20 protein-coding genes are annotated in these 23,425 nt (G+C 61.7%); 7 read left to right on the top strand and 13 right to left on the bottom strand.

The genetic code is table 11. The annotated features are described in order from the left end of the window. Positions 1-161: 161 nt before the first annotated feature. Entirely contained in the window at positions 162-800 is a 639-nt protein-coding gene (locus SJY08_RS02235; RefSeq protein ID WP_153762785.1) for an NAD(P)H-dependent oxidoreductase, read from the bottom strand. 161 nt (positions 801-961) lie between these two features. Between SJY08_RS02235 and SJY08_RS02230 the strand changes: the two genes are divergently transcribed. Next, positions 962-1,357, top strand: a complete 396-nt coding sequence (locus tag SJY08_RS02230) for a winged helix-turn-helix transcriptional regulator (RefSeq protein ID WP_377274581.1) — start codon at positions 962-964, stop codon at positions 1,355-1,357. Positions 1,358-1,390: 33 nt separating this feature from the next. Here the strand turns inward: SJY08_RS02230 and SJY08_RS02225 are convergent, their stop codons facing one another. Together SJY08_RS02225 and SJY08_RS02220 are read right to left on the bottom strand one after the other, a co-directional pair. Then, positions 1,391-2,764 (bottom strand): GH1 family beta-glucosidase, encoded by a 1,374-nt coding sequence (locus SJY08_RS02225; RefSeq protein ID WP_377274580.1) that lies wholly within the window; start codon positions 2,762-2,764, stop codon positions 1,391-1,393. Between the two features lie 386 nt (positions 2,765-3,150). After that, positions 3,151-4,338: a Gfo/Idh/MocA family protein gene (locus SJY08_RS02220; protein ID WP_377274579.1), complete on the bottom strand. Its 1,188-nt coding sequence runs from the start codon at positions 4,336-4,338 to the stop codon at positions 3,151-3,153. Positions 4,339-4,520: 182 nt separating this feature from the next. Between SJY08_RS02220 and SJY08_RS02215 the strand changes: the two genes are divergently transcribed. Beyond that, a complete protein-coding gene (locus tag SJY08_RS02215; protein WP_377274578.1) occupies positions 4,521-5,156 on the top strand; it encodes a CatB-related O-acetyltransferase in 636 nt (211 codons plus the stop codon). Between the two features lie 2 nt (positions 5,157-5,158). Here SJY08_RS02215 and SJY08_RS02210 read toward each other — a convergent pair whose 3' ends face one another. The 4 genes from SJY08_RS02210 to SJY08_RS02195 form a co-directional block, all read right to left on the bottom strand. After that, positions 5,159-6,211 carry a sugar phosphate isomerase/epimerase gene (locus SJY08_RS02210; protein WP_300887944.1) on the bottom strand — a complete coding sequence of 351 codons (1,053 nt, stop codon included), beginning with the start codon at positions 6,209-6,211 and terminating at the stop codon, positions 5,159-5,161. A gap of 141 nt (positions 6,212-6,352) precedes the next feature. Then, complete coding sequence (locus SJY08_RS02205) at positions 6,353-7,306, bottom strand: substrate-binding domain-containing protein (RefSeq protein ID WP_069043388.1); 954 nt, start codon at positions 7,304-7,306, stop codon at positions 6,353-6,355. A gap of 69 nt (positions 7,307-7,375) precedes the next feature. After that, complete coding sequence (locus SJY08_RS02200; protein ID WP_054148148.1) at positions 7,376-8,386, bottom strand: ABC transporter permease; 1,011 nt, start codon at positions 8,384-8,386, stop codon at positions 7,376-7,378. A gap of 97 nt (positions 8,387-8,483) precedes the next feature. Further along, positions 8,484-10,010, bottom strand: coding sequence for a sugar ABC transporter ATP-binding protein (locus SJY08_RS02195; RefSeq protein ID WP_377274577.1), 1,527 nt, complete (start codon positions 10,008-10,010; stop codon positions 8,484-8,486). A 175-nt stretch (positions 10,011-10,185) separates the two neighbouring features. Here SJY08_RS02195 and SJY08_RS02190 point away from each other — a divergent pair, with 175 nt between their 5' ends. Both SJY08_RS02190 and greA read left to right on the top strand, forming a co-directional pair. Beyond that, the gene (locus SJY08_RS02190) at positions 10,186-11,205 is read left to right on the top strand and encodes a LacI family DNA-binding transcriptional regulator (RefSeq protein ID WP_377274576.1); all 1,020 of its coding nucleotides are present in this window, start codon (positions 10,186-10,188) and stop codon (positions 11,203-11,205) included. 116 nt (positions 11,206-11,321) lie between these two features. Then, entirely contained in the window at positions 11,322-11,804 is a 483-nt protein-coding gene (gene greA, locus SJY08_RS02185; protein ID WP_377274575.1) for a transcription elongation factor GreA, read from the top strand. Here the strand turns inward: greA and SJY08_RS02180 are convergent. The 6 genes from SJY08_RS02180 to SJY08_RS02155 all read right to left on the bottom strand — a co-directional run bounded on the left by SJY08_RS02180 (position 11,801) and on the right by SJY08_RS02155 (position 19,607). Then, entirely contained in the window at positions 11,801-12,382 is a 582-nt protein-coding gene (locus tag SJY08_RS02180) for a DedA family protein (protein WP_054148144.1), read from the bottom strand. The genes greA and SJY08_RS02180 overlap by 4 nt on opposite strands. A 233-nt stretch (positions 12,383-12,615) precedes the next feature. Next, a complete protein-coding gene (gene xylA / locus SJY08_RS02175; RefSeq protein WP_377274574.1) occupies positions 12,616-13,926 on the bottom strand; it encodes a xylose isomerase in 1,311 nt (436 codons plus the stop codon). 201 nt (positions 13,927-14,127) lie between these two features. After that, positions 14,128-15,582 (bottom strand): xylulokinase, encoded by a 1,455-nt coding sequence (gene xylB / locus SJY08_RS02170; protein ID WP_377274573.1) that lies wholly within the window; start codon positions 15,580-15,582, stop codon positions 14,128-14,130. Between the two features lie 23 nt (positions 15,583-15,605). Next, positions 15,606-16,631, bottom strand: coding sequence for a LacI family DNA-binding transcriptional regulator (locus SJY08_RS02165; RefSeq protein WP_377274572.1), 1,026 nt, complete (start codon positions 16,629-16,631; stop codon positions 15,606-15,608). Positions 16,632-16,801: 170 nt separating this feature from the next. Further along, positions 16,802-18,385: a DHA2 family efflux MFS transporter permease subunit gene (locus SJY08_RS02160; RefSeq protein ID WP_377274571.1), complete on the bottom strand. Its 1,584-nt coding sequence runs from the start codon at positions 18,383-18,385 to the stop codon at positions 16,802-16,804. Between the two features lie 34 nt (positions 18,386-18,419). Then, positions 18,420-19,607, bottom strand: coding sequence for an HlyD family secretion protein (locus SJY08_RS02155; protein WP_377274570.1), 1,188 nt, complete (start codon positions 19,605-19,607; stop codon positions 18,420-18,422). A 172-nt stretch (positions 19,608-19,779) separates the two neighbouring features. On the opposite strand from SJY08_RS02155, the gene SJY08_RS02150 reads away from it, so the two are divergent. The 3 genes from SJY08_RS02150 to SJY08_RS02140 all read left to right on the top strand — a co-directional run bounded on the left by SJY08_RS02150 (position 19,780) and on the right by SJY08_RS02140 (position 23,246). Continuing rightward, on the top strand, positions 19,780-20,448 hold the full coding sequence (locus SJY08_RS02150; protein ID WP_377274569.1) for a TetR/AcrR family transcriptional regulator: 669 nt from the start codon (positions 19,780-19,782) through the stop codon (positions 20,446-20,448). 113 nt (positions 20,449-20,561) lie between these two features. Further along, positions 20,562-21,320, top strand: a complete 759-nt coding sequence (locus tag SJY08_RS02145) for a TerC family protein (protein ID WP_054148651.1) — start codon at positions 20,562-20,564, stop codon at positions 21,318-21,320. A gap of 156 nt (positions 21,321-21,476) precedes the next feature. Further along, positions 21,477-23,246, top strand: coding sequence for an SLC13 family permease (locus SJY08_RS02140; RefSeq protein ID WP_054148652.1), 1,770 nt, complete (start codon positions 21,477-21,479; stop codon positions 23,244-23,246). Positions 23,247-23,425: the final 179 nt, after the last annotated feature.

Below are 23,425 nucleotides of genomic sequence, written 5' to 3'. Positions count from 1 at the left end.
CCACACCTTGCGTCGAAATGTGTTCAATTTGACTTAACACACTGAAGAGCATGCAGAATAACCAACCACCCGAATATCCTGATATGCAACGAAAAAGGACCCCGGTTTCCCGGAGCCCTTTGCAGGTCGGCCTGGAGGAACCGACACAGATAGACGGATGGTCAGTCGACGACGGAGACGAACTCATCCTTCGGACGACGCACCTTCTTCAGTCCGGCAAGCCAGTCGCCTTCGGCGGCGCGATAGCCGAGCGGCAGGATCGTCACCGAGCGCAGACCCTTTTCACGCAAGCCCAGGATCTCGTCGAGCTTGGCCGCATCGAAGCCTTCCATCGGGGTGGCATCGACGCCTTCGAAGGCGGCAGCAGCAACGGACATGCCAAAGCCGATATAGGCCTGGCGGGCGGCATGCTCGAAGTTCACGTCGGCATCGCGACCCGGATACATGCCGAGCAGCATCTGGCGATAATTCTCCCAGCCTTCGTTCTTGAAGCCACGCTCCTCGTTGGTCAGGTCGAACATGTGGTTGATGCGCTCGACCGTGTAGTTGTCCCAGGCGGCGAAGACGAGAAGATGCGAACCTTCGGTCACCTGCGCCTGGTTCCAGGCGATTTCCTGGATCTTTGCACGGACGTCCTTGTTGGTAACGACGATCACTTCAAAGGGCTGCAGGCCGCTAGAGGTCGGTGCGAGACGCGCGGCCTCGACAATGCGCTCGACCTTGTCCTCGGACACGGGCTTGGAAGGGTCCATCTTCTTGGTGGCGTAACGCCAGTTCAGCTTTTCAATCAATGCGGACATCGTGTCGCTCCTGTTTGAACCCTCAAGGCGCCACGGGAGTTGGCACGGCCGATCGGGTCTGGTATAAATTCGTAACCAGGCCTAGATATGGAACCGAAAAATTTGTGCAAGAAGGCACATTTTTGATACCAGGTTACACCGATGGAACGATTGGAACCACGATGTGCGAAAACTATGACCCGACCAAGTGCCAGACCGTCAGCGAAATGCTGGCGAGACTGGGCGACAAATGGACGGTTCTGGTGATTATGATGCTGGGCGACGGTCCGCAGCGCTTTTCCGATCTCAAGCGCTCCGTCGTCGGCATATCCCAGCGCATGCTGACATTGACACTGCGCGCACTGGAACGCGACGGCATCGTGGAGCGCACGGTGCACCCGACCGTGCCGCCCAAGGTGGAATATGCTCTGACCGATCTCGGCCGTTCTTTCGGCGAGCCGATCCGGGCGCTAGGTGGCTGGGTCTTTACCCATCACGACCGCATCCAGTCGGCCCGTGCCGACTTCGACCGGCGCAACGAAGTGGATGCCGGCAACAAGCTGATCAAGCTCGGCTGACCAGGATTACGGGGGCCAGAGCCCCCTGCCCGGTCAATCCGCCTTGAAGTTCCCCTTCGGAAACTCTGAGGCAAGATCACGATACCACTTGCCGCTCTTCTTGATGGTGCGGACCTGGGTGTCGTAATCGACATGCACGAGGCCGAAGCGCATTCGGTAGCCCTCGGCCCATTCGAAATTGTCCATCAGCGACCAGGCGAAATAGCCCTGCATCGGATATCCGTCAGCGATCAGGTCGGCGACCTTGTCGAGATGTTCGGCATAGTAATCCAGCCGCGGCTGGTCCTCGACCTCGCCAGACTCGACCTCCATATTGTAGCAGGCGCCGTTCTCGGTGATGTAGCAGACCGGCAGGTCGTAGCGGGCATAGAGACGCTCGACGAGCGACTTCAGCGCCGGCGCATAGACCTCCCAGCCGATATCGGTTTTCACATCCGAAACCGGAGCCGCATTGACAGTCGCCGGGAATTCCGCACCCGGTGTTGGATCGTCGGCAACGCGCATCGGCGTGTAGTAGTTCAGCCCCCACCAGTCGAGTTTCTGGTTGATGATGCCGAGATCGCCGTCCTCGATCTTGGGCATGCGATGGCCAAGCGCCGAGAGGAACTCGGCCGGATATTCGCCCTTGAAGACTGGATCGAAGAAGACGCCATTGTGGAACTGATGCGCGCGCTCAGCAGCAGCTAGATCTTCAGCGCTGTCGGAGCCCGGCAGCGTCTCATGCGCATTGAGCACCAACCCCACTGGCACCTTGGGGCTAATTTCACGGATCGCCTGAGCGGAAAGCCCGTGCGCGAGATTGGTGTAATGCAGCGCATGAAGGGCCGCATCCATGCTGCGCTCACCCGGCGCATGAACCCCGTAGAGATGACTGAGCCAGACAGAGCACCAGGGCTCGTTAAAGGTCGCGACCGCATCCAGCCGATCGCCGAGACGCTCCATGACGACCTTGGTGTAGCGCTGGAAGGCCTGTGCCGTCGACCGCGCCGTCCATCCACCCTCGCCCATCAGGGCCAGCGGCAGATCCCAGTGATAGAGCGTCGCATAGGCCTTGATGCCGCGCGCCTTCAATCCGTCCACGAGGTTGTCGTAGAAATCGAGGCCCTTCTCATTGATCGGTCCGGTCCCCTCGGGCAGCACACGCGGCCAGGCGATCGAGAACCGATAGCCGGTAACGCCCATGTCCTTGATCAGATCAAGATCGCTTTCCCACCTGTTGTAGTGATCGCAGGCAATGTCTCCATTGTGCCGCCCGAAGACCCGGCCCGGCATGTTGGAGAACGCATCCCAGATTGAGGGCTTGCGCCCATCCGCCTTCGACGCCCCTTCGATCTGGAAGGAGGCGGTCGCGACCCCGAACAGGAAGTCACCGGGAAAACGCGAGGCGAGAGCCTTGGGATCGATCATCAAACATGTCCTTCGTCATATCAGGGCGAACTGGGGGCGCCACTGGTCTTTCGATGAGCGGTTTAGAACAAAGGCGCGACGCGGTGAAGACATCAGGAACAAAAAACTGCAACGTTGCAGTTTTCACACCCTCCCCTTGAGGGGGAGGGTCGGAGCAAAGCTCCGGGGTGGGTAACTCCGGGGCTGCCAGAGCGCCTGCGTGACCTCCTCTCCCCTCGGGGAGAGGGTCGCCGAGCGAAGCGGAGGCGGGGTGAGGGGGCGGATCGGCGAAGCGTTGAACAGACAGCCTGAGCTTCGCTCCCCTCATCCGCCCTTCGGGCACCTTCTCCCCGCTGGGGAGAAGAGGGAGACACCCGGCGATCTCCCCCCTCAAGCGGGAGGTGGAGTTACACCTTCACCCAACCGCCATTCTGCTTCGACGATGCAACGCAAGCCTCAACGAACGCCACACCCTTCACGCCGTCATCGACAGTCGGATAGACCACCGCCGGATCGACAGCAGCACCCGACTTCGCCGCATTGATGGCGGCAGCGGCTTCCGTGTAGATCGTCGCGAAGGCTTCCAGATACCCCTCGGGATGACCCGACGGAATCCGGGTCACGCGAGCCGCCGCCGCATTCGCCCCTGCCCCGCCGCGCGTGATCAGCTGCTTCGGCTCGCCGAGACGCGTGAACCACAGATAGTTCGGATCGGCCTGCGTCCATTCGATGCCAGCCTTGGTGCCGTAGATGCGAACCTTCAGCCCGTTCTCGTTGCCGGTCGCCACCTGGCTGCACCACAGCAGACCCTTGGCGGGCGTTTCTGTACCCTTGGCCTTGAAGCGCAGCATCACATGCGCGTTGTCGTCGAGACGACGACCTTCGACGAAGGTATGCACGTCGGCAGCCAGCTCATCGAGTTCGAGGCCGGAGATGAACGAGCCGAGATTATAGGCATGCGTGCCGATGTCGCCGGTCGAACCGCCGGCCCCCGACTGCTTCGGATCGGTGCGCCAGGCGGCCTGCTTCTGGCCGGTCTGCTCGATCGGCTCGGCCAGCCAATCCTGCGGATACTCCATCTGCACCAGGCGGAGATCGCCGAGTTCGCCGGAGCGCACCAGTTCGCGCGCATGCCGCACCATCGGATAGCCGGTGTAATTGTGGGTGAGGATGAACAGTGCCTTCGCCTTGTCGGCAACCGCCTTCAGCGCCTTGGCATCTTCGAGGTTCGAGGTCAGCGGCTTGTCGCAGATGACGTGGATGCCGCGCTCCAGAAAAGCCTTGGCCGCCGGGAAATGCACATGGTTCGGCGTCACGATCGAGACGGCCTCAATGCCATCAGGACGGGCCGCTTCCTTCTCCGCCATCTCCTCATAGGAGCCATAACAACGCTCCGGATCGAGCCCGAGTTCGCGGCCGGAGGCCACCGACTTCTCCGGCGTCGAGGACAGAGCACCGGCAACGAGGTCGTACTGGTCGTCGAGACGGGCCGCCATGCGGTGCACCGCGCCGATAAAGGCACCGGCGCCACCGCCGACCATGCCCAACCGGATCTTTGGTGTCCGTTCGCCCGACTTGCTTGCTTCGATCGCCATGATGCGTCCTCCTTCATGAGCTGCGTCTGGAGTTCACGCCCCAGATCCGTTAGACTGGCACCCGAGAAGAAGGATGCCCTGACAGTGAACAACTGAGATCCGCCTCTTCAGAGGCAAAGCAACCGAGCCGGTGTCAGCAATCGACGCGACGCCATAACTCCGCCTTTGCAAGGATCTCGACCATGCCTTTTCTCGACCCGAGACAAGCCTATCCCATCACGCTTGCCGATGGCACACCCTATCGCGAGACCGTCCAGCTTGCTGCCGTCATCGACCATCCGCGCATGGAGATAGGCGACTTCAGCTATTTCACCCATTCCGGCAAAGTGGACGAAACAGCAGCGATCCTCGCGCCCTATCTCTACCCCTTCAGCCAGGAACGTCTGGTGATCGGCCGCTTCGTCCAGATCGCCCGGGAGGCAATCATCATAACAAGCTCGGCCAACCATGCCATGTCGGGCGTGACGACCTATCCCTTCCGCGTCTTCAGTCCTCAGACCATCGACGGCTACCAGGATCTGCCTTTCCAGCACACAGTTGTCGGCCACGACGTCTGGATCGGCCATGGTGCAACGATCATGCCGGGGGTCACGATCGGCTCCGGAGCCATCATTGCAGCCCGCGCCGTCGTCACCCGTGACGTGCCGCCTTACGCAATCGTCGGCGGCAACCCGGCAACCGTGATCCGTATGCGCTTCACCGACGAGGAGATCGCTGACCTGTTGGCACTCGCCTGGTGGGACTGGCCGCTCGACAAGATCGAACGCGCCCTGCCCTACCTCGAGAGCGGCGACATCGCCGCCCTCAGCCAAGTCTAGCCTCAGAGACCCAGCATCCGGCGGTTGGCCGCATCGTCGGTCCCGCCGGAAGCGAAGTCGTCGAAGGCCTTTTCGGTCACGCGGATGATATGCGCCCGGACGAAGTCTGCCCCTTCGCGGGCACCATCTTCCGGGTGCTTCAGCGCGCATTCCCATTCGACTACGGCCCAGCCGTCGAAATCGTTTGCTGCCATCTTCGAGAAGATCGCGCCGAAATCGACCTGGCCGTCGCCGAGCGAGCGAAAACGCCCTGCCCTGTTCACCCAGCCCTGGTAACCTCCATAGACGCCCTGCCGGCCGGTCGGATTGAACTCCGCGTCCTTGACGTGGAACATCTTGATCCGGTCCTTGTAGATGTCGATGTTGTCGAGATAGTCGAGGCACTGCAGCACATAATGCGACGGGTCGTAGAGCATGTTGGCGCGGGAATGGTTTTTCACCCGCTCCAGAAACATCTCGAAGGTGACGCCGTCATGCAGGTCTTCGCCCGGATGGATTTCATAGCAGACGTCGACGCCCTGCTCCTCGGCATAATCGAGGATCGGCAACCAGCGGCGCGCCAACTCGTCAAAGGCGGTCTCGACGAGACCGGCCGGGCGCTGCGGCCAGGGATAGATATAGGGCCAGGCCAGCGCGCCCGAGAAGGTCGCATGCGCCTTGATGCCGAGATTGCGCGAGGCCTTCAGCGCGTATTTCACTTGGCTCACGGCCCATTCCTGCCGCGCCTTCGGATTACCGCGCACTTCGGGTGCGGCAAAGCCGTCGAAAGCTTCGTCATAGGCCGGATGAACCGCGACCAACTGGCCCTGGAGGTGGGTGGAGAGTTCAGTGATCTCGACGCCGTTCTGGCGCGCCACGCCGGCGAGTTCGTCGCAATAATCCTTGGATTCAGCGGCCTTCTTCAGGTCCATCAGCTGGCCGGCCCAGGTCGGAACCTGGACGCCGACATAGCCCTTTTCGGCCGCCCATTTGGTAATCCCATCCCAGGTGTTGAAAGGTGCGGCATCACCCGCAAACTGGCCGAGAAAGATCGCCGGTCCCTTGATCGTCTTCATGAATTCTCCTCCCTGAGTATTCCTGCAACGTTTCCGTGAACGATTACAGGAGATGGAATTTCGACACAACCGCAATGATGTTTACAGCGGAAATCTGCCCGGGAAAAACCCGGGCAGACAATGGCGTCGCAGTCCTGGAGATCAGAACGGCGAATCCGGGAAGTAGTAGCCTTCCGCGTTCTCAGGCGTGATCAGCGTCGCGTCGAGCGTGTAGGTGCCATGCACCGGAACGCTGTCGTAGAGGGCAGCAGCCGTCAGTTCCATCGCAGTGCCGACCATCGACGGCGGATAGAGAACGTTGACCGGCACCATCTTGTCGCCGTCCATGACCTTCTTGATCATGTCCTTCGATCCGGCACCGCCGATGATGTACTGGATGTCGGTACGGCCGGCCTGTTCGATGGCCTGCAGCACGCCGACTGCCATGTCGTCGTCCTGGCACCAGACCACATCGATCTTCGGATACTTGGTCAGGTAGTCCTGCATAACCTTGAAGGCGTCGTCGCGGTTCCAGTTGCCGAACTGGCGGTCGAGGACCTTGACGTTGGAGCCTTCGATGCCCTTGTCGAAGCCATCCTGGCGCTGCTGGTCGATCGGGATCGGCATGCCGCGGATGATGACGACTTCTGCATCAGGATTGTTTTCGGCAATGTATTTGCCGGCGACTTCGCCGAGAGCGGGGTTGTTACCGGCCACGTAGAGATCGCGGACCGAATTGTCATTGACCGACGGCGCACGGTCGACGAGCGCGACGAACTTGCCGCTGTCCTTGATCTGGCGGATGGCGTTGACAAGCGGATCCGGATCCGTCGGCAGGATGACGAGCGCATCGATGCCCTGGGTTGCCAGATCCTGCACGGCATTCGCCTGGCTGGAGGGATCAGCGGAGGTCTTGACGACCACGTTGAGGCCGGGATGACGCTCCATCAGCTGCTTGGCGATACGTTCGGCATGATAGATCACACCCGATGTCCAGCCATGTGTTGCGGCCGGGATCGAGACACCGATCGTCTTGGTGTCCTGGGCCTGCGCCGCGCCGAAGATCGACACCAGCGCGGTCATGGCGACAGCCATACCCAAAAGTTTCTTGTGCATTGGTTTCCTCCCAAAGTGACGAGGGTCGAGTTTGAACGGACCGGGCGACCCTCCTGCCCGGCCGTTTCCTTACGCCTTGCGCGCCAGCGACCGCTGGACGAGCATCGCGATGATGATGATCGTGCCCTGTATGGCCCCGATCAGATATTCGGAGATGAAGTTCGAGAGCAGCATGATGTTGCCGACAAGCTCGAGGATGAAGGCGCCGCAGATCGTGCCCCAGACACGGCCAGCCCCGCCCTTGAGCGCCGTACCGCCGACAACGACGGCGGTGATCGCCTGCAGTTCCCAGAGGATGCCCGTGGTGGCGGACGTCGAGCCGAGGCGCGGCACGTAAAGCAGCACGGCAATGGCCACGCAAAGCCCCTGGATGACGAAGGCGATGGTGCGCACCCGGTCGACGGCAATGCCGGAATAGCGCGCGACGTCCCGGTTCGAGCCGACAGCAACGACATGACGACCGTAACGCGTGCGATAGAGCACGAGGGCGGCAATCGCGGTGACGACGAGAATGATGACGATCGGCACCGGCAGGCCAAGGATCGAGCCAAAATAGACCGGCCGGTAGATTTCCTGCTGGGCCGGATCGCGCAGCGTGATCGCCCCGCCCTGGGAGAGCCAGGTGGTCAGGCCGCGATAGATGCCCATCGTGCCGAGCGTGGCGATGAAGGGTTCGATCTTGCCGACGGTGGTGATCAACCCGTTGGCCAGACCGCAGAGCGAGCCGATGACGATGGCAAGCGCCATGGCCGCCGCGATCATCAGGCCGGGATCCGCAATCGCGCCGGAATTCATGAACAGGATCATCAGGCTGGCAACGAAAGCCACCATTGATCCGACGGAGAGATCAAGGTCCCCCGAGGAGATGACGAAAGTGGCGCCAACGGCGATGATGGCGATGAAGGCCGAGCGCGTCGCGACATTGGCAAGATTTGTGAGGCCGATGAAATTCGGGTTCACCAGCGCGCCGACGATCAGGAGGATCAGAAGCGCGGCGAAGGGTGCAACGGCACGCAGGTCCACATCGCGAAAGGTGCGGCGTGAGCGGCCAGGTGTGGTCGTTTCAGTCTCGGCAGTCATGGTCTTCCCGTCTCCTCCCGCACGCCTCGTTTCGAGGTCGCGCACCCTGAAGTCTTCGTGTTCAAGCCCGGTCTTGCCGCCGGGCTGATGCAATCACTCAGCTCGCCATCTGCCGTTTCAGGCCGGCGGCGTAGCGCATGATGGTCTGTTCGTTGATGTCTTCGCCCTCGAGCAAACCGACCATGCGGCCCTCGCGCATCACGGCAACCCGCGTGCACAGACCGATCACCTCCGGCATCTCAGAGGAGATGACGATGATCGAGCGGCCCTCGCGGGCGAGCGCTGCGATGAAATGATAGATCTGCTGCTTGGTCCCGACATCGATGCCGCGCGTCGGCTCATCGATGATGATGATCTGAGGCTCGACCTCCATGATCTTGGCAAGCAGCAGCTTCTGCTGATTGCCACCGGACATGCGCCCGACGCGGACCTTCTCGTCGCGCACCCGGATATCGAAGCGTCGCTTGGCCCGCGCCATCGCCTTCGCCTCGCTGCCGGGATCGAGATAGCCGTGACGCACATGGTTATCCATCGACTGCAGCGTCAGGTTCGCCGTCATACCCTCGCCGAGCAACAAGCCCTTGCCCTTGCGATCCTTGGTCATATAGGCGAGCCCACGCCGGTTCGCTTCGCGAAAATCTCCAGCCTCCAGCACAGCACCCTTAAGCCTGACCTCGCCCGACAGGCGCGGACGCAGGCCCGCCACCGCCTCCATCAGCTCGGTACGCCCCGACCCGATCAGGCCGGAAAACCCGAGCACTTCGCCGCGCTTCAGTTCGAAGCTGGCATTCCGGACGAAACCAGTCGTCAGATCCCGAACGGAAAGAACGATCTCTTCGTCGACATTGGGTTCATGTTTGGTCGGATAAAGGCTCGACAATTCACGCCCGACCATCAGTTGGGCGATCGCTTCGCTGTCCAGCGCCGAGGTCGGCGCGGTCTTGACCCACTGGCCGTCGCGCAGAACCGTGACCCGGTCGGTGAGCTCCATGACCTCGTCGAGCTTGTGGGAGACGAAAACGAAACTCGTTCCCCGCGCACGCAGCTTACGCACCTGGTCAAACAACACTTCGGTCTCGTCGCGCGAGAGAACGGCCGTCGGCTCATCCATGAAAACGATCCGCGCCTTGCGGCTGATTGCCTTGGCGATCTCGACCATCTGCTTGTCGGCGACCGCCAGCGAACTGATCAGCGCATCCTCATCGATCCTGGAGCCGAGTTGATCGAGCACACGCCGCGCCTCCGCTCGCATCGTCTTGCGATCGAGCAAACCGAAACGCGTGACTTCGCGACCGAGAAACAGGCTCTCGGTGACGGTGAGATGGTCGGCGAGATTGAATTCCTGGTGGATGAGCACGATACCGAGCGCCTCGGCCGAGCCATTGGCCGGCAGCGTGACCGGTTCACCATCCAGAAGGATGCGACCGGCCGTCGCCTGCTCGAAGCCTGAGAGGATCTTCACCAGCGTCGATTTGCCGGCACCATTCTCGCCCATGAGCGCGTGAACCTCGCCCGGCAACACGTCGAAATCGACGCTGAACAGCACCTGCACGTCGCCAAATGATTTGGAGATACGCTCCGCCACGAGCACGGGTGTCCGCGCCTCGTCCCCAGCCAATGTCATGTAATCCTCCCGGCGGCTCCTCAACCGCTATGCCCTCTCTGTAAACCTTTACATGGTCGATGTAAAGGTTTACATCATCCACTCATAGGGACAATTTGTTCCCTCTCAGCTTTCGCAACCGCAGCAGTGAATGTAAGGTCTCCAACGATTCCAGACGGATAGGGGATAAAGCCGCGTGCCGGACCAAGCACCAGCGACGATCGAGGACGTGGCACGCATCGCGGAAGTGTCGATCGCGACGGTCAGTCGTGCGATCCACACCCCCGACAAGGTGGCCAAATCGACGCGCCAGCGCGTGAACCAGGCGATCGCCATCACCGGCTACACGACCAATGCCATGGCGCGCTCGCTGCGCATGGGCCGGTCGAACATGATCCTGATCCTCGCCCCCGATATCGGCGACCCCAACTTCTCTTCGACCCTGATCGGTCTCGAGAACGAAGCGCGTGCGCATGGCTTCGGCGTTCTTATCGGCCATACCCAGAACGATCCCGAGCGCGGGCTCGAATATCTGAAGTTCCTGAGTTCCGGCCAGGCGACTGGCCTCGTGCTCTTCACCGGCCATGAACCCTTCGGGCACCAGATCATCGGCCAACGGCTGCCGCCCTCAGTCGCCGTCTTCGAACCCGTCTTCGGCTCGAAGATCTCCTATGTCGGCGTCGATGACATAGCCGGTGCGCGCAAGGCGGCCGAACATCTGCTCTCGGCCGGGCACCGCTCGATCGCCTTCATCGGCGACAGCAAGACGCGGCTTGGCCACCAGCGCCGCCGCCAGGGCTTCGACATTGCGCTCGATGCAGCCCGCATACCGCCTCAACACCGTTTCATCCTCGAGGGTGAAGGCACGATCGAAAGCGGGCGCCTTGCGGTGGAACAACTCTTCATGCGCGATCAGCTGCCGACCGCATTCATGTGCGTCAATGATGCTACAGCCGTCGGCGTGATCAACGGCCTGACCGCCCGCGGCTACGACCTGCCCTACGACTTCTCCGTCATCGGCTTCGACGACGTGCCCCAGGCGACCTATGTGACCCCGGCACTGACCACCATCCGCCAGCCCAGAACGGCAATCGGCCGTCAGGCCATGTCGCTGCTGATCAAGTCACTCGCCGATCGCCCGACCGAGCGCCAGGAAATCCTGCTGATGCCGGACCTGATCGTACGGGGGTCTGTGGCCGGACCGGTCAGGCGTTAACTTTGCCGCACCGCCATCCTTTGCCCATGGACCCATATTCGGTCTGGGCCGTTGACCGACATACACCTACATTGGCGGTTCCATAGCCCGCCCCAGCCAGCAATCGGAAGTCACAGATGAGTGTCGCCTTCACCAAGGAAGAAAGTTCGGAAACCGCAGCAGAAACCCATCTGCCGGATCGACCGATCTCGCCCCATCCCAACTTTGTGACGGCGTCAGGCTTCCGGCTCCTGGAGACCGACGCGGAAGAGGCGCGCGCCGCCTATCTCGCAGCCCAAGCAATCGAGGACATCAACGAGCGTCGACGCCAGTCGGCCGTGCCCTATCGTGACCTCAAATACCTGACGGAACGGCTGCATACCGCGCAGATAATCCCGGACCCGGACGACAACACGGTCGTTGCCTTTGGTAGCAAGGTTACCTTCGAACGCGATGACGGCCGCGTGCAGACATACCGGATCGTCGGTGAGGACGAGGCGGACCCCAAAACGGGCTCGATCTCCTTTGTGTCGCCGGTCGCAAGCCAGCTGATGGGAAAAAGTGTCGGCGATGTGGTGACGGTCGGCGACCAGGAACTGGAGATCACCGCGATAGCTTAAAGGGCGGTCGTCGAGCGAGCTATCTGATTGATCCGCCACCATGCGAAACACGTCAGGAGGACCAAAACCGCAAGCAAAACAACACTTGCAAAGCCCCAGCCTGTTTTGACCGCTTCCTCCACCTGTGCGCCAAAAACGAAGCCCGCCATAACCAGGCAGATCGTCCAAACTATCGCTGATCCTGCGTTGAGAACGGTAAATCTGGCCCAGGACATTGAGCCGAGACCAATCGGAAGCGCACCGATGGTGCGCATGCCCTTGGGATATCTGTAAATGAAGATGTAAGCCCAGCCGTATTTTGCAATTAAGGCTGTGGCGCCCGCATGGGCCTTTTCAGCAAAGCGCCACCTCTTCAGCCAAGCGTCCCCGTATCGTCTGGCGATGAAGAACCGTGCTTCGTCACCCAGGTAACCTCCCGCGAAAGTCACGACCAAAACAAGGGGCAAATCCAAAGCTTGTGTTTGGGCCGCATAGCCGGCGAACAAGGGGAGACTACCGCTTTTCAACATGCAGTATGCAAAAAGCAGGATGTAGATCCATGTCCCGTATTCTCTTATGAGATCAGACAAACCGTCCATATCACTTCACCAGGCCAATCCAAGGAACGCACACATCCAGTCCCAGTCTACGGCCTGTACGCTCTCCTGGATTTTTCTTTCGCGTGATCCTTGAGCGCAGGCTTGTCGATGACAAGCTCCTTTGTTGGCGCGACCAGTGTGACTGCGGGGTGCTGGAACAGTCTGTCTCATTCAATGAACAGGGCCAGGACGCTTGCGCGCCCCGGCCCCTTTCTCATTGAAAATACCCGAGATCAAACGTAGCGATTGACCACGTTTTCCAGCAACTCCTGCTTGCCGGACACCGGTTGCGGGTTGACGTTCTGGGCTTCGACGCGGGCAGCGATCGCATCGAGGCTTTCTTCGCCGCGCAGCATCTTCTGGTTCTCGGCCTTGTCCCAACCGGCATAACGCGAGCCGAGCGGGCCGGACAGCGCCTTGTCCTCGACCATCTTCGCCGCTGCCTTCAGGCCACGGGCGCAGCAGTCCATACCGCCGATGTGACCGATCAACAGGTCTTCGGCGTCGAGCGACTGACGACGCAGCTTGGCGTCGAAGTTCGTGCCACCCGTGGTGAAGCCGCCGGCCTGCAGGACCTGGTAGTACGCCAGCGCCATTTCCGGAACATTGTTCGGGAACTGGTCGGTATCCCAGCCGGACTGGTAGTCGTTGCGGTTCATGTCGATCGAGCCGAAGATGCCGAGCGCATTGGCAAGTGCCAGTTCGTGCTCGAACGAGTGGCCGGCGAGGATCGCGTGGCCCTGCTCGATGTTGACCTTCACTTCGTTTTCGAGGCCGTAACGCTTCAGGAAGCCATAGACGGTCGCGACGTCGTAGTCATACTGGTGCTTCGACGGCTCCTGCGGCTTCGGCTCGATCAGGATCGCGCCCTTGAAGCCGATCTTGTGCTTGTATTCGACGACGAGGTTGAGGAAGCGGCCCATCTGGTCGAGTTCACGGCCAAGGTCTGTGTTCAGCAGCGTCTCATATCCCTCGCGGCCACCCCAGAGCACGTAGTTCTCGCCGCCGAGCTTCAACGTCGCGTCCATGCAGGTCTTCACGGTCGCAGCGGCAAAGGCGAAAACGTCAGGATCCGGATTGGTGGCGGCACCCGACATATAGCGGCGATGCGAGAACATGTTCGCCGTGCCCCAGAGAAGCTTGACGCCGGTCTCGGCCTGCTTCTGACCGAAGTAGTCGACGATCTCGTTCAGGTTCTTGGTGTTCTCGACGAAGCTCGCGCCCTCAGGGCGAACGTCGGCGTCGTGGAAGCAGTAGTAAGGCGTGCCGAGCAGCTGGAAGAATTCGAAGGCAACATCGGCCTTCATCTTCGCCGCGGCCATCGTGTCCTGAAACCAGGGACGCTCGAATGTGTTGCCGCCGAACGGGTCGGTGCCGGGCCAGACGAAGGTGTGCCAATAGGCGACCGCAAAGCGCAGATGGTCTTCCATGCGCTTGCCAAGGACGACTTCGTCCGGATTGTAGTGGCGGAAGGCCAGCGGGTTTGTGCTGCCTTCGCCTTCATATTTGATCTTCTGGATATTGCCGAAGAAACCTGTGCTCATGGGTAGTCCTCCTTGGTGTGTTGTAACCACCCTCCCCTTGAGGGGGAGGGTCGGACCGCAAGGTCCGGGGTGGGGTGATGCGGCGGGTGGGGTTCCCCCTCACCCTGCCCTCTCCCCGCTGGGGAGAGGAGAATGTCAGCGCGTGCCGCTTGTCTCTTCTCCCCAGCGGGGAGAAGGTGCCGGCAGGCGGATGAGGGGGCGTCAGCTGCCGAGGGAACGGATGACCGGATAAAGCGCCCGGTAGCGGCCGTAAGCCGTCTCGTAAGCCGACGTCAGCGCCTTGACTGGCTCAATCGTCTCCGCCGTCTGCGGCGCCGTGCAGACCGAAAGCGGATCCGCCCCCGTAGCTGCAATCAACCCAAGCCGTGCCGCACCGAAGGCAGCCCCGAAATCGCCGTCGGCGGGAATGTCGACCGGCATGTCGAGCGCGGTGGCGATCGATGACAGCCAGTAGCGCGAGCGCGAACCGCCGCCGATGGCGGTGACCCGGCTGATCGAGGTCCCAGCAGACTTCAGCGCCTCCAGGCTGTCACGGATGGCAAAGGTGACGCCTTCCAGCACCGCCTGGGTCAGCACGGCCCGATCGCTCTCATGACCGAGACCGATGAAGGCGCCGCGGATCTTCGCGTCATTGTGTGGCGTGCGCTCGCCCGAGAGATAGGGAAGGAAAGTAACCCCGGTGGGCGCCTTCAGCGCATCGCCCAGTTCGGCGGTCAGCTCGCCAGCCGACTTGCCGGTCACGCCGGAATGCCAGTTGAGCGCGTCGGTGGCCGACAGGATGACACCCATCTGGTGCCAGGTCCTGGGCAGCGCGTGGCAAAACGCATGCACGGCACTTTCCGGCTTCGGCAGATAGGAGGCGTTGGCCGCGAAGAGCACGCCCGACGTGCCGAGCGAGACGAAGGCCTGGCCTTCGGCAACCGTGCCCATGCCGCAGGCAGAGGCGGCATTGTCCCCTGCCCCGCCGGCCACGACGACGTCGGAGCCAAGGCCCCATTTCTCGGCGAGTTCGGTGCGCAGTGTGCCGGCGCGATCCGTGCCCTCGACGAGGCCGGGCATCTGCTCGACGGCCAGACCCGTCGCTTCGAGCAACTCGCTCGACCAGGCCCGCTTGCCCGTATCGAGCCAGCTCGTGCCGGCCGAATCCGACATGTCGGAGAGATACTCGCCCGTTAGCCAGAGCCGCAGGTAATCCTTCGGCAACAACACCTTCGCCACCCGGGCAAAGATGTCGGGTTCATTGTTCTTCACCCAGGCAAGCTTCGGGGCCGTGAAGCCCGGGAAAACGATATTGCCGGTCAGCGCGCGGAAGCGCGGATCGGCGTCAAGGCTTGCCGCTTCCGCATGGCTGCGCGTGTCGTTCCAGAGAATGCAGGGGCGCAGCACCTGGTCCTTGGCGTCGATGAGCGTCGCGCCATGCATATGGCCGGAGAGTCCGATGCCCTTGACGGCGGCGAGTTCCTTCGGATGCGACGCCTTTAGCGCCGCGACCGCCTCCTCCGTCGCCTTGAGCCAGTCGCCGGGCGCCTGTTCCGACCAGCCCGGATGCGGCCGCTGCACGGTGAGACCGGCATGGCCGACGCCGATAACCTTCTGGTCGCCGTCGATCAGCATCGCCTTGACGCTGGATGTGCCGAGATCCAATCCGAGATACATGGGTGTCCTCCAATCCTCTGCCTTCAGGGCAGATTGTCCTTCAAGAATATGTCGATACGAATGCGCTCCTGTGCGGCCACCACTGGCAACCCGTCGGCCTTGGCCTTCAAGACACGAATGGCACTGCGCACCTCGTGCCCGGCATCCTGATTGAGCACGGCATCGATGAGGCCCGCTTGGAGCGCCCCGCGCGTCGTCTCCGTCAGCTCATGGGCAATCACGACCGGACGGCGCTCAGGCGACAGACGGTCCAACGCCCGGACGAGACCCCGATTGCCGGCCCCCAGGCTGTAGAGTGCAACGATGTCGCTGCGGCTTGCAAAAAGGTTGGCGACCAACTGCTCGACGACATCGGGATCGTCCCGACCTTCGAGCACCGGCTGCAAGGCAAGCGTGGGAAAGTCCGCAGCCATCACGACGGCGAAGGCATCGCAGCGCTCACGATGGTCGCGCACCAGCATGGAGCCCGCGAGCACCGCGACCGTACCACTGCGACCACCGGCAAACCGTCCAAGCAGGCTCGCAGCCGTCCGCCCGGCAGCCGTATTGTCGATCCCGGCATAATGATCTCGCTCTGCGCCCGAGAGATCCGAGACCAGGGTGACAAGCGGAATGCCACTCTCTGAAATCTCGGCCGCAGCCGCGGCAACCTCTGGAGCATCGACAGCGACGAAGGCAATGCCCGCCGGCTCCTCCATTGCCGCCTGCCTGAGAGCGGCAGCAAGCGCTGCGGCATCGAAAGCCGGCACATCGACCAACCGGATCGAGATGCGCTCGACGCCGGCACGTGCGCTTGCCTCTTCGAGTGCAAGCCTCAAGCCCCGCATGAAGGAATTGTCGTTCGAGGGAATGATGAATGTCAGCGGATAGACACGCCCCTTGGCAAGGTTCGCCGCCGCCACGTCGCGGACGAAGCCGAGCTCGCTGACAGCCTGATCCACCTTCTCCCGGGTCCGCGCGCTCACCCCCGGCCGACGGTTCAAAACCCGATCGACGGTGGCAAGGCTTACGCCCGCGTGGCTGGCTATGTCGTGGACAGTCGGCTTCATTCTCTCCTCCGGCGCCTGTCCTACACCGACGAATGAGGTACGTAAATCAGAATTTGACGTACGTACCTCTTTCGCTCGAAAAAAAGAGACCGCCTCAACATGTGAGGCGGTCTGAGCCTTGGAGATCAAGGGAGAGCCTGAACCCGCAAGCTTACCCGGGCATGGTGGTGTCAATGGCCAGCGCCAGCGGGTGCCGCACCCTTCGGCTTCTTGAGAAGCAGCACCATGAAGACCAGCGCAACAAAGAGCACCGTCAGCCCCATGAACACATCCATGAAGGAGAGGAGCCAGGCCTGCTGCGTCACCACACCCGACAGCTTCTTGATCGCCACCGCCGTGCCATCAAGGCCATAACTGTCATAGTTGGCGCCGACACTGGCGAGCCAGTCTAGAGCCGCCTGATTGCCCCAGGAAAGCTGCTCGGAAAGCCGCGCATAATGGTCGTCGGATCTCTGCGTCAGCATGGTGTTGATGATCGCAAGCCCGACCGCACCGCCGAGGTTTCGAGTCAGATTGAAGAGGCCGGAAGCGTTCTTGATGCGGTCCGGCGGCAGCGTGCCGAGCGCCAGGTTGTTGATCGGCACCATGCAGATCATCAGCGAGCAACCACGCAGGATCTGAGGCACCAGGAGTTCGTAGAAGTCCCAGTCTGCCGTAATCCCGGTCATCATGTAAGTACCAAGCGCGAAGCCGGAAAAACCGATCATCATCATCACGCGCGGATCGAGCTTGTTCGACAGTGCGCCCGCCACCGGCGCGGTGAGGAACATCGCGGCACCCGAGACGAACATGGTCTCGCCGATCATCAGCGAGTCGTAACCTCTGATACGCCCGAGATAGAGGGGGTAGAGATAGGTAAGACCATAGAGGCCGACACCCATGACGAAGGAAAACAGCGAGCCGAAGGCGAAGTTGGCATTGGAGAAGGCGCGCAGGTCCACGACCGGCAACTCGACCTTGAAGACGCGCCAGAAGAAGATCGCCCCGCCGATCACCATAGCGACGGTGCCGAGCACGATATGGTGGTCGTTGAACCAGTCCTTGTTGTTGCCCTCCTCCAGCACGAATTCCATCGTGCCGAGGAAGATCGCCATCGAGGCCAGTCCCCACCAGTCGAACTTCTTCAGAAGCTTGAGATCAGGCTTGTCGAAATCGATCAGGCTCCAGGCTGCAGCAGCGACCAGGATCCCCGGGATCACATTGATCAGGAACAGCCAGTGCCACGACATGGCATGGCTGATGTAACCGCCGATCGTCGGGCCGATCGTCGGCGCGAGTGTGGCGACAAGACCGACCATCGGCGAGACGATGTTGCGCTTGGACGGCGGGAAGATGCTGAACGCAGCCGCGAAGACGGACGGGATCATGCCACCGCCGATGAAGCCCTGGATCGCGCGGTAGACGATCATCTGCTCGATATTGGTGGCCGTGGCGCAGAGAGCACTGGCGAGCGTGAAGCCCGCCGCACAAAAGGTGAAGAGCACACGGGTCGAAACGATCCGGGCCAGCACGCCGGACAGCGGGATCATGATCACTTCGGCGATCAGATAGGAGGTCTGCACCCAGGCAACCTCGTCGGATCCAGCGCCGAGACCGGCCTGGATTTCCGCAAGCGAGGCAGAAACGATCTGGATGTCGAGGATCGACATGAACATGCCGAACACCATCGCCATGAAGGCGAAGACGCGTTTCGGATCCATCCGCTCCTCGGCAGGTGCCGAGGGCGCGATGGCTGTTGAGGTGATTGCGGCCATGACACGGCCCTTTCGATAACGTCAGCCGGTGGTGTTACTTCGCGGCAAGCGCCTGGCCCTCGGGGGCCGTGCGGGTGTCGACGTCGACGATAACGCTGAGGCCGGCACGCAGATGGCCGCCGGCAAGCGCTTCCTTGGGCAGCGCAATGCGGACAGGCACGCGCTGGACAACCTTGGTGAAGTTGCCGGTGGCGTTTTCCGCCGGCAGCATGGAGAAGATGGCGCCGGAGGCAGGAGCGATCGAGGTGAGCGTACCTTCGAGCGCATCGTCGCCATAGGCATCGACATGGATTGACACCTTGGAACCCGGCACCAGATGCGCGATCTGGGTTTCCTTGAAGTTCGCCTCGATATAGAGCTGGCTGGTCGGAACCAGAGCCGCCAGACGTTTGCCGGCCGAAACGAGATCTCCCGATTGAACCGAGAGGTTGCCGATCACGCCATCATAGGGCGCCTTGAGCACGGTGAAATCGAGGTCACGCCTGGCTTTCGCCACCACCTGATCCTGCACCTTCACGGCGTTCACCGCCTCATCGCGCTGCGCCTTGAGGATCGAAAGATTGGCCTCGGCCGAAGCGACTGCGGCCTGACCGGCCACCAGATTGGCGCGGGCCTGGTCGAGCGCCACCTTGGCATTGTCGAGATCGGCGGTGGTGCCGATACTCTTGGCAGCAAGCTCGCTCGCGCGCTTTTCCGTGATTTCGGCGCCCCGAACGGCAGCCTCCAGAGAGCCAAGCTGCGCCTGTGCCTGCGCGACGCTCGCCTGACCGCCGACGATCTGCGCATCAATGCGGGCGATCGCAAGCTCGGAGCTCTGCTTGCCGGCAATAGCCTGATCATAGGCGATCTGGTAGTCGCCGCCATCGAGGGTCACAAGCGGATCGCCGGCACGGACGACCTGGTTGCTGGCGACGTTGACCTTCTCGACATAGCCGGAAACCTTAGGCGAGATGATCGCAATGTCACCTTCGATATACGCGTCGTCGGTCGACACCATGAAGCGACCATCGGTCCACCATTGATAGCCGTACCAGGCACCGCCTGCGAGCAGTGCAGCAAGGATGACCGGCAGCACAGGGCTGCGGCGTTTCGGCTTGGAGGCAGCCGCCTCTTGCGGCGTATGGGGGTCCCCTGCATCCATCTCCGTCAGGGGCGCAGCCTCATTCCGGTCGACTGGAGTGGAAGTGGAACGAAGGGCGGTGGATCTTGGCGTCGCTGACATGATATGGACCGAGGATTGGTGAACTCTCTCGAACTGAACCGTTCGGTTCGATTGACATAGAGCCTTTTTTGTCCCATATCAAGAGGCAGAAACGGGCCTTGGAGACGAGGCCGCGCAACGCAGTTAATTTTTTGTCGGTCAGGAAATGTCGAAACAAGAGCAGGAAATCGCCATGACGCCGCCCTCCTACCCCGTCGCCGGGGTGGGTCGCTTCGCTGCGGGCGCTGATCCGGTCAAGCGGGGACAGATCCTGGATGGGGCCAAGCGGGTCTTCATGAAGCTCGGCTACGATGCCGCAAGCATGAATGACGTCACCCGCGAGGCAGGCGTGTCGAAAGGCACCATCTACGTCTATTTCCAGAGCAAGGAGGATCTGTTCGGCGCTCTGGTCGAGCGTGAGAAGAGCGCCTTTGATGCCGCTATCCGACAGATCCTCGAAGAAAGCACCCATGTCGAGGAAGGCCTGCGGCGCTACGCGCTCGCCCACGCGCATTTCATTCTCGACACGGAAATGATCCCGACGATGCGTATCCTGATGGGTGTGCTCGACCGGATGCCGACGCTCTGTCAGCGCTTCTTTGCTTCGTCGCCCACCAATATCAAGGTGCTGCTGCAGGACTATATTGCTGCGGCCAACGAAAAGGGCGAACTCTCGGTCGAAGACAGCGATCTGGCAGCACGCCAATTCATCGACATGTCAACGGCAGGCTATTTCAAGAAGCGCCTGTTCAACGACATCCCCGTGCGACCCGACGACAAGGAGATCGCACGCGTGGTGGAATCCGGCCTTCGTATGTTCATGAACTTCTACGGCCCGAAAAGCCCCGGGGCCCAGGGCTGATCTGCGGGGGAACTTTTCTCCGCGCACGGACTTTAATTCGCTGCTTGCCACTGCTCGGGATATGGCTCATGTCCTGGGCTCCCTCGTCCGCTTGATCAGCACGGAAGCCACTCATGGACAATATCAGCGCTCTCCTCCAGGACCCCGCCGCCTGGGTCGCACTCGTGACGCTCGTCGTCATGGAGATCGTGCTCGGCATCGACAACCTCATCTTCATCTCGATCCTGACCAACAAGCTGCCAGCCGAGATGCGCGAAAAGGCGCGCCGTATCGGCATTGGGCTTGCTCTTGTCATGCGTCTCGCCCTGCTCGGCACGGTCGCCTGGATCGTCCAGTTGACCACGCCCGTCTTCGAGCTCTTTGGCCAAGGCTTCTCTTGGAAGGACATGATCCTGATCGCCGGCGGCCTCTTTCTTGTCTGGAAGGCGACGAAAGAAATCCACCACGCCGTCGACCCCGTCGACAAGGAAGAGGACTTCATCGCCTCCACCGCATCCACGACCTTCACGAGCGCCATTGGCCAGATCCTGCTGCTCGACCTCGTCTTCTCGATCGACAGCATTATTACAGCCGTCGGCATGACACCGCATGTCCCGATCATGGTCGTCGCCGTGGTTGCGGCCGTGACCGTCATGCTGGTTGCCGCGACCCCGCTTGCCAACTTCATCGAGAAGAACCCGACCATCGTCATGCTGGCACTGGCATTCCTGATGATGATCGGCATGACCTTGATCGCCGAGGGCATGGGCTTCCATGTGCCCAAGGGTTATGTCTATGCTGCCATGGCTTTCTCGGCACTCGTCGAGGTGCTCAACATGTTTGCCCGACGCAAGCGCGAGCGGGATCGCCTGCAGAAAGCCGTCGTGCACTGACTGGCAGCGGCAACCGAACGCTCGAACAGAAATGGCCCGTCCTGACGATGGGCCATTTTGCTGTCGAACGTTAAGCGCGGGAACCGGTCGGCCCTTGCCAGACTTCAAGCAAGCTCCTACGCCTTCCAGATCACGCCAGCATCGTGCCGGAGCGCCATGACCTACGAGCAGATCCTCGCCTTTGGCATCATCGCCATCATGATGGCGGCCTTCCTGTGGGAAAAATTCCGCTACGACGTGATCGCCTGCTGCGCCCTCGTGGCCGCCGTCGCCGTGGGGCTGGTGCCTGCAGGCGAGGCTTTCTCCGGCTTTTCGGATGATCTCGTCATCATCGTCGGCAGCGCTCTCGTGGTCAGCGCCGGCGTCGCGCGGTCGGGCGTCGTGGACCTCGCCATCAAGCGCTTCTTTCCTGCCCTGACCTCCCTGCACGGCCAGATGCTGCTCCTGCTGGTGACGGTAACGGTCCTGTCCGCCTTCATCAAGAACATCGGCGCACTGGCGATCATGATGCCCGTCGCCTTCCAGTTCGCCCGCCGGTCCAATGTCCCGCCATCGGTCTTTCTGATGCCGATGGCCTTTTCGGCCTTGCTTGGCGGGCTTATGACACAGATCGGCACCTCGCCGAACATCGCGGTGTCGCGGCTGCGCGAGGAGCTGACCGGCCAGTCTTTCACCATGTTCGACTTCACCCCGGTCGGCGCGACGCTTGCAGCCGCCGGCATCGTCTTCCTGATCTTCTTCTACTGGCTGGTCCCCCGTCGTGAGAACCAGAACCCGTCACTGCAGGAAGCACTGGAAAGTTCGAGCTTTGCCACGGAAGCGATGATCACCCGGCAATCGCCCTTTGCCGGCAAGACCCTGCATCACCTTTTGCAGACCGCGCATGGCGAGGTGACCGCCAGCGCGATCCTGCGCGGACACACGCGCCTCTCGCCATTCCCTGACGTGCTTTTGCATGAAGAGGACACGCTTCTCCTCGAGGGACCATCGGAGGCGCTCGACCGCATCGTGTCCCAGGGCAATCTGAGCCTTTCCGGCAGCACCGAGCGGGATCGCAAGAAGCGTGGCGATATCTCGTCGGTCGAGGCCGTGATCGGTCGAGGCTCACCGCTGATCGGCCAGACGACGAGCGAGCTGTCCTTGGTCCACACCTATGGCGTCAACCTTCTGGCGGTCAGCCGCCAGGGCAAGCGCATCCGGGAACGTCTCGGCCAGCTGACGCTACGCTCCGGCGACGTGGTACTGCTTCAGGGCCTACGCCAGCAGATGCCCTCCATCCTGACCGAACTCGGCTGCCTGCCGCTCGCCGAACGGGAAATCCTGCTCGGAACGAGCCGTAACATCTTCATCCCCCTCGCGATCCTGGTGGTCGCAATGGGTGCCACCGCGCTTGGCCTTGCCCCTGTCGCGATCGCCTTCTTCGCCGCAGCCCTTGCCATGGTCGCCTTCGGTGTCATTCCGGTCAGCGAGGTCTATCGCGCCGTCGACGGACCGATACTCGTGATGCTCGCGGCGCTCATACCCGTGGCCGATACCTTGCGCACGTCAGGTGGCAGCGACGTGATCGCCGGCTGGCTGAACGCCGCAGCCGGCGGCATGCCCGTCTGGGGTGCGGTGGCGATGATCCTGCTGACGGCGATGGCCGTTACGCCTTTCCTCAACAATGCCGCGACAGTTCTCGTGATGGCGCCGATTGCCGCAAGCTTTGCCACTGGCCTCGGCTACAAGCCGGAGGCGTTCCTGATGGCAGTTGCCATTGGTGCCGGCTGCGATTTCCTCACCCCGATCGGCCACCAGTGCAACACGCTGGTCATGGGTCCGGGCGGCTATCGCTTCTCGGACTATCCGAGGCTTGGGCTACCCCTCTCCATCCTCATCGTACTGGTCTCGGTGCCAACCCTGCTGATGGTCTGGCCGGTCAGCTGATCCGGCCAGGGCGCGGAAAATTAACACAAAGAAAAACCTGCGTCGGCGGGACGCAGGTTTTCCTTGGGGGCGGGGACTTGGGGAGAGCGCAGGCCGGACGGTTAAGGGGCTCGTCTGCCATTTCGTTGGCCACGGAAAGAAACCGGAAAAACTCCCGTGTTCCCCATATCCCGTCGCGT

The organism is Rhizobium sp. R86522, from assembly GCF_042466255.1.
Taxonomy (GTDB): domain Bacteria; phylum Pseudomonadota; class Alphaproteobacteria; order Rhizobiales; family Rhizobiaceae; genus Allorhizobium.
Note: the sequence above shows the minus strand (reverse complement) of the source record. Positions and strands in the feature narration are given on the sequence as shown.